We start from the raw sequence: 6,059 nt of genomic DNA, 5'->3' as shown, positions 1-6,059 counted from the left end.
TGCCAGCCCGCTCAGAGATGTGTATAAGGGACAGGGCGTGATCCTCGACAGCGATCGCCCGGTGACGACCGTTCCCGCGGCCGAGACGGAAGAACAGTAGCTATCGCAGGCAGGCCGCGACGACCTCGAGCATCCCCTCGCCCTGGACCTCGTCGGCGAACAGCGGCACCCGGCGAACGTCGGTCCCCCGGAACAGCTCCTGGGCCTCCGCCAGGGCCGACTGTTGGACGTCCCAGCGGCGCTGGCAGAACTCGCAGCCCTCGAGGTCGGGCTGCAAAAAGTCGCCCTCGACGTCGTCGGTGACGTCGGAGAGGGGCTCCATGACGCGGTTGACGACGACGGTGCCGACGGGGATGCCGAACTCCTGAAGCTGCTCGCGCAGCCGCTTGGACTCGAGGACGCTCATCTCCTCGGGGACCAGCACGATCCGGAAGTCCGTTCGGGCGGGATCCCGCAGGGCGGCGCGCAAGCGCTCGATGCGCTCGCGCAGCTCCTCTACGTTCCGCAGGTCGGGCTCCTCCTCGGGCATCTCCTCGCCACCGAACATCCCCTTCATCCCGTCGAGCATGCCGCCGATCCGCTGGCGGAACTTTATGATGCGGCCCATCATCGTGTCCATGAGTTCGGGAAGCTGGAGCAATCGCAGGGTGTGGCCCGTCGGCGCCGTGTCGACGACGACCCGTTCGAACCGATCGTCGTCCAGGTACTCGAGTAACAGCTGCATCGCGGCGGCCTCGTCCGAGCCCGGCATCGGCCCGCCCAGCAGCGACTCCATCGGGGAGTCCTCGCCGAACATCCCCTCGAGGCTACCGAACATTCCGGCCCCCTCTCCCTGCGCTTGCGCCCGGGCGGCGAAGCCGGCGTCGTCGACGGCGGCCTCGGGGTCGATCTCGGCGGCGTACAGCGGAACGTCCTCGCGGATCCGTCCCGGCTCCGAGGGGATCTCCGTCTCGTAGGTGTCCGACAGCGAGTGAGCCGGATCGGTCGAGACCACGAGCGTCGGGACGCCCCCGCGGGCGCTGTCCAGCGCGGTCGCGGCCGCCATCGTCGTCTTCCCGACCCCGCCCTTGCCGCCGTAGAGCACGTAGTCCGGTCCCTCGATGTCCTCCTCGGACGGACGAACGGAGACCGTCTCCCTCTCGCCGACCGACTCCGTCGGCGTCACCTCGATCGTGTGGTCCCCGTCGTCGGTCCCCCCGTCGTCCGCCTCGGCCTCGTCGACCGGTTCGACGTCGATTCCGCTCATGCAGTCCGGTTTCCGGCGCGCACACGAGAACCCGTCGGTCTCGAGGAGCGATCGACGAATCGGACCGCGCCCGTCCACGAGAGATATTAACACTGCCTCGCCAATTTAAGGCATGGGGAGTGTCCTTATCGATATACCCATCTTTCTACGTAGATTTAATTACGATGGCGTCGACGGTACGCTCACGGCGAAGCGGTGGTGGCGCTTCGAACTACCCCTCATGACCGCACAACTCACCCGACCGAGTCCCGACGAATCGACGACGAACGACGACGCCCCGTTCCCGTACGGCGGCGGCGAGCCCGGGCTGGCGCTCCCGGCTGCGAACGCCCGCGGCGTGCTCCGGCCCGAGGATCCGACCGCGGCCGTCGGCGCCGCCGGCTCGACGGCCTGTCCGGACTGTGCCGCCGAGACCGTCAACGGCGCGGGGCTGTACGTCTGTCCCGACTGCGCCTGGAGCGGAACCCTGCGATAGGTCCTCCGGACCGGGACCGAATCGCGGTTCTCTAGGGCGCGATCGTAGTCGTCGGGCCCACAACGCGAGCAGTTCACCGCACAAGCGGACGACGTCCGCGAATGCGGGCCTTTTCGGTGACGTTTTTGCGCCGGCGGTGATCGGACCCGGGGCGGCAAACGTTCGTCGGTCGGTCCGCTCGTCCCAGTCCGACCGACCGGGAATGCCTCACTCTGACGGTTCGTTCACGCCGGTCGGTTCGTCGACGCCGGCCTTGCGGCGCAGCCACTCGAGGCCGAGCGCCCCGCCGAGGAGTCCGGCGCCGGTCGTGAAGCCGGGCACGTCGTCGGCGTCGGTTTCGGTCTCGTTTCCGGCGTTTCCATCTCCGGCGTCCCCGTTCCCGGCGTTACCGTCATCGCCGCTGGATCCGCCGCCATCGCCATCGGACTCTCCGTCGCTACTGGATCCGCCGTCGTCATCGGATCCGCCGTCGCTACCGGATCCGCCGTCGCTACCGGATCCGCTACCGCTGTCGGCCGGATCGTCGTCCGGACAGGGACACTCGTCTTCGTCGGTGTCGTCTTCCCCCGTGTTGCCATCGTCCTCGCCGTCCTGGTGCTCGTCCTGTTCGTCGGAGTCCCCGTCACCGGACTGGTCGTTTTCCTCACCGTCTTCACCGTCATCGGACTGGTCGCTCTCCTCACTGTCACCGGACTGGTCGTTTTCCTCACCGTCTTCACCGTCATCGGACTGGTCGCTCTCCTCACTGTCACCGGACTGGTCGTTCTCCTCGCCGTCTTCACCGCTGTCCGTGTCGGTCTCTTCCCGAAGCGCAACGAGGTCGCCGTCGTTGTCGACGTAGATGGTTTCCCCGCTGATCGCACGAATCGATCCGACCGGCGCATCGTCCTTCGAGAGCGCCCACTTCACGGACCCGTCGTACTTGTTCAGGGCGACGAGGTGCTCGTCGTAGTCCCGCCACTCGGGATTTGGGGGACCCCCGTTCCGAGTGAGATACGCGAACACGGTTTCGTCGCTGATAACAGCTTGCCCGTAGGTGTACAGAACGTCGAGACTCCAACTGTATTCGTCACCGCGGATCGAACCGCCGCCGTACCCGTGGTCGCTGCCGCCGCCGACGTAGATTTCCTCGCCGAAGGCTATCTCGCTGAACCCGTAACCTACGGCTACAAACTCGCCCGTCCGGGCATCACGCAGCGGCCACTCCGCGGAGCCATCGGCGGGATACGCGACCGCTTCCGACGTCGCGTAGACGGTATCGGGTTGAGAGTCGATCGTTCCCTTTTGCCAGACTTCGGCACCGGTCTCGGGATCGAGAGCGATCAGACCGGCGCCCGTCACGCTGTAGATCACGCCGTTTGCCGCGGCGGGCGCCGTAAAGAACTCGTACTCCTCGTCGTCGCTGCCGACCGATTCTTTCTTCCACCGAACCGAGCCGTCGTCGGCCTCGAGCGCGTACAGCGTACCGTCGACGACGGCGTACACGCCGCCGTAGGCGACCGTCTGCCAGACGATCTCCTCCTCGGGATCGAACTCGCTCTCCCAGCGAACGCTCCCGTCGGACCGGTCGAGCGCGACGACCTCGGTTCCGCTGAGGTAGACGCTCTCGCCGGCGACCGACGGCGTTCCCGCCTCGATATCCGCGCTCTCCCAGCGGACGGTTCCGTCTGCCGCATCCAGGGCGACGACGCCGTCGTCGGTCGCCGTGTACACGGTGTCGTCGGCGACGGCGACGAAACCCGCACCCGCACCCTCGAGGGACCACGCGGCCTCGAGTTCGCCCCCGTCGAACTCGTGGCCGTCGGGAATGTATCTGGCGTGACCGGGGCCGCCCCGGTGTGACGTCCAGTCTCCCTCCGGATTCGGACCGCGATTCGGATCCGGAAGCTCGTCGACGTCACCCTCGGCGGCTCCGGCCCCCACCGAAGCGAGCCCACCAATCGAAAGTGCTGCACCTGTTGCCAGTACGGATCGCCGTTTCCACGGTGACATACGAACGAGTACCGCGATCAGTCATAATCCTATTCAGCAATTAACGTGACTTTACGCTGTGCAATTGTTTCAATCGAGATTACAGTCGCTCCACGCGGTTTTTTAACGCAGTCAGAACCCAGTACGAACCTGAACGGATCCCCGTCGTTCGATTCCCGGCACCCGTCACGCGAGGTCCGTTCGGGCTCCCGTCCGAGGTCGAACGAGGGAACCGTACTTCCGACAACGGTTATTCAAAGTGCGTCGCGAGCCGATCGGCCGCTTCCTCGACCCGCGGCGTGACCAGCGCAAAGCGGAGCCAGTCGGCGCGGGAGTCGCCGAACGCCTCGCCGGGCATCCCCGCGACCCCGGCCTCGTCGATCAGTCGCTCGACGTTCTCGAGCGTCCCCGGATACCCCTCGAAGCGGGCCATCACGTAGAACGAGCCCTGGGGGGTAGTGTAGTCGGCGCCCGCGGCCTCGAGGGCGTCGGTGAACGTCTCGACGCGCTCGGCGAGCAGCTCCCGGCTCTGTTCGTAGTACTCCGGTTCGGTCTCCCGGAGCGCCCGGAGGACGGCGTACTGGGCGGGGCGGCTGCCCGCGACGTTGACCAGCATGTGGCGGCTCTTGGCGTTCTCGACGAGGTGGGGCGGGAAGACCGCGTAGCCGACCCGGAAGCCCGTGATCGCCATCGACTTCGAGAAGGCGTTGGTGACGATCCGGTGATCGGAGTCGACCCCGAGCGCGGAGGCGAACCGCCCCGAGAGGTCGAAGTGGTCGTACACCTCGTCGCTGACCAGGATCGCGTCGTGTTCCTCGGCGATGGCGACGAGTTCCCGGATCGTCTCCTCGGGGTAGACCGCCCCCGTCGGATTGTTCGGCGAGTTGACGACGATCGCGGCGGTCTCCTCGCTCGCCGCGTCGCGAACGTCGGCGGGATCGAGCTGGCCCGTCTCGTCGGCGGCGACGAACCGCTGACGACCGCCGAGCATCGTCGTCTTCCCCGGATAGTAGGGGTAGACGGGATCGGTCAGCACGACCTCGTCGCCGCGGTCGCGCTCGAGGGCTCGCGCCATCGCGAGGTAGTTCGCCTCCCCCGCGCCGTTGGTGACGACGACCTGCTCGGTGTCGACGTTCCGTCGGGCGGCGATCTCCTCTCGAAGCTCGTGGAGGCCCTCGCTGGGCGGGTACTGGAACTGGTCGGGCTCGAGGTCGGCGTACTCGCCCAGTCCCTCGCGCAGGGCCTCCGGGGGCTCCCAGTCGGGGTTCCCGCTGACCATGTCGATCACGTCCCGGTCGGCACGGTCGGCGTACTGCATCACGCGAAAGAACAGCGGCGTCTCGTACTCCATGCGGCTCACTGGGTGCTCGTCCGTCGTCGTTCTTTCGTCGCGCGCTCGAGGTCGGCTCTCGAGCGGGGACGTCCCGGCGGCGCAACCCCGACTTTGAAACGCACCCGGCGCCTCGGATCGGATATGAACGACGACATCGACCGCGAGCTGCCGATGGACGTCGCCGACGCGATGCGGGACGCCGGCGACAGCCTCGCCGTCGCCGAGTCCTGTACGGGCGGGCTGATCGGCGCGGCGATCACCGCAGTTCCGGGGGCCAGCGACTACTTCGACTCGGGGCTGACGACCTACGCCTACGACGCCAAGCGTCGCCACCTCGGAGTCAGCCGCGAGGCGCTCGACGAGCACGGCGCCGTCTCGGAGCCGGTCGCCCGCGAGATGGCCCAGGGGATCCGCGACGCCACCGACGCAACTTGGGGCGTCGCGACCACCGGCGTCGCCGGTCCCACCGGCGGTACCGAGGACGACCCGGTCGGCACGGTCTACATCGGCGTCTCCTACGCCGGACCCTGGGGAACGCAGTCCTCGTTCGCGACGGTCTCCCGGTACGAGTTCGACGGCGACCGCGCGGACGTGCGGGCGAAGACCGTCGACCGGGCGCTCGAGGAGTTGCTCGCCGCCGTCGAGGAGGTCCGCGGGTAGCGATCGAACGATACGCGAGCCGACCCCTCGCGGACGCTGACCGTCTGCGAGAGAAAACTATTCGGGGGTCCCCCCGCGACTCCCCCCATGAACAAGCGGGGACACGTCCTCAACGCCGTCCTGCTGAGCGTCGGGCTCGCGATCTTGCTCGAGCCCGCGCTCGATCCGGGAACCCTCGAGTCGGTCGTGGCGATCACCGTCCCGGTGACGCTCGGCGCGCTCTTTCCCGACGTCGACACCGCGTTCGGCCGCCACCGCAAGACGCTGCACAACCTCCCCGTGCTGGCGCTGTTCGTCGCCTTCCCGTTCGTCTTCGGCAACCTCGAGTACGTCTGGATCGGCGTGTTGACCCACTACTGTCTCTTATACACATC

The 6,059-nt window shown here is 67.5% G+C and carries 5 protein-coding genes and 1 pseudogene; 3 read left to right on the top strand and 3 right to left on the bottom strand.

The window, feature by feature from the left end; genetic code table 11:
- Positions 1-100: 100 nt before the first annotated feature.
- A complete protein-coding gene (locus C492_RS13020) occupies positions 101-1,246 on the bottom strand; it encodes an ArsA family ATPase (RefSeq protein ID WP_049893052.1) in 1,146 nt (381 codons plus the stop codon).
- Between the two features lie 220 nt (positions 1,247-1,466).
- Here C492_RS13020 and C492_RS13015 point away from each other — a divergent pair, with 220 nt between their 5' ends.
- Positions 1,467-1,721: a hypothetical protein gene (locus C492_RS13015; RefSeq protein ID WP_008424276.1), complete on the top strand. Its 255-nt coding sequence runs from the start codon at positions 1,467-1,469 to the stop codon at positions 1,719-1,721.
- A 207-nt stretch (positions 1,722-1,928) separates the two neighbouring features.
- On the opposite strand, the gene C492_RS13010 is transcribed toward C492_RS13015, so the two are convergent.
- Positions 1,929-3,713, bottom strand: a complete 1,785-nt coding sequence (locus C492_RS13010) for an outer membrane protein assembly factor BamB family protein (RefSeq protein WP_049893051.1) — start codon at positions 3,711-3,713, stop codon at positions 1,929-1,931.
- A 229-nt stretch (positions 3,714-3,942) separates the two neighbouring features.
- Positions 3,943-5,043, bottom strand: coding sequence for a pyridoxal phosphate-dependent aminotransferase (locus C492_RS13005; RefSeq protein WP_008424272.1), 1,101 nt, complete (start codon positions 5,041-5,043; stop codon positions 3,943-3,945).
- A gap of 123 nt (positions 5,044-5,166) precedes the next feature.
- On the opposite strand from C492_RS13005, the gene C492_RS13000 reads away from it, so the two are divergent.
- On the top strand, positions 5,167-5,685 hold the full coding sequence (locus C492_RS13000; RefSeq protein WP_008424270.1) for a CinA family protein: 519 nt from the start codon (positions 5,167-5,169) through the stop codon (positions 5,683-5,685).
- An 87-nt stretch (positions 5,686-5,772) separates the two neighbouring features.
- Positions 5,773-6,059, top strand: a pseudogene (locus C492_RS12995) (metal-dependent hydrolase); the annotation flags it as partial.

The sequence above is a fragment of the Natronococcus jeotgali DSM 18795 genome (assembly GCF_000337695.1).
Taxonomy (GTDB): domain Archaea; phylum Halobacteriota; class Halobacteria; order Halobacteriales; family Natrialbaceae; genus Natronococcus; species Natronococcus jeotgali.
This window is presented reverse-complemented; position numbering and strand designations above follow the sequence as displayed.

Excerpts from the sequence above, each read along its gene's own strand:
- C492_RS13020 (WP_049893052.1), bottom strand. The coding sequence starts at position 1,246 with ATGAGCGGAATCGACGTCGAACCGGTCGACGAGGCCGAGGCGGACGAC.
- C492_RS13000 (WP_008424270.1), top strand. The coding sequence starts at position 5,167 with ATGAACGACGACATCGACCGCGAGCTGCCGATGGACGTCGCCGACGCG.
- C492_RS13005 (WP_008424272.1), bottom strand. The coding sequence starts at position 5,043 with ATGGAGTACGAGACGCCGCTGTTCTTTCGCGTGATGCAGTACGCCGAC.
- C492_RS13010 (WP_049893051.1), bottom strand. The coding sequence starts at position 3,713 with ATGTCACCGTGGAAACGGCGATCCGTACTGGCAACAGGTGCAGCACTT.
- C492_RS13015 (WP_008424276.1), top strand. The coding sequence starts at position 1,467 with ATGACCGCACAACTCACCCGACCGAGTCCCGACGAATCGACGACGAAC.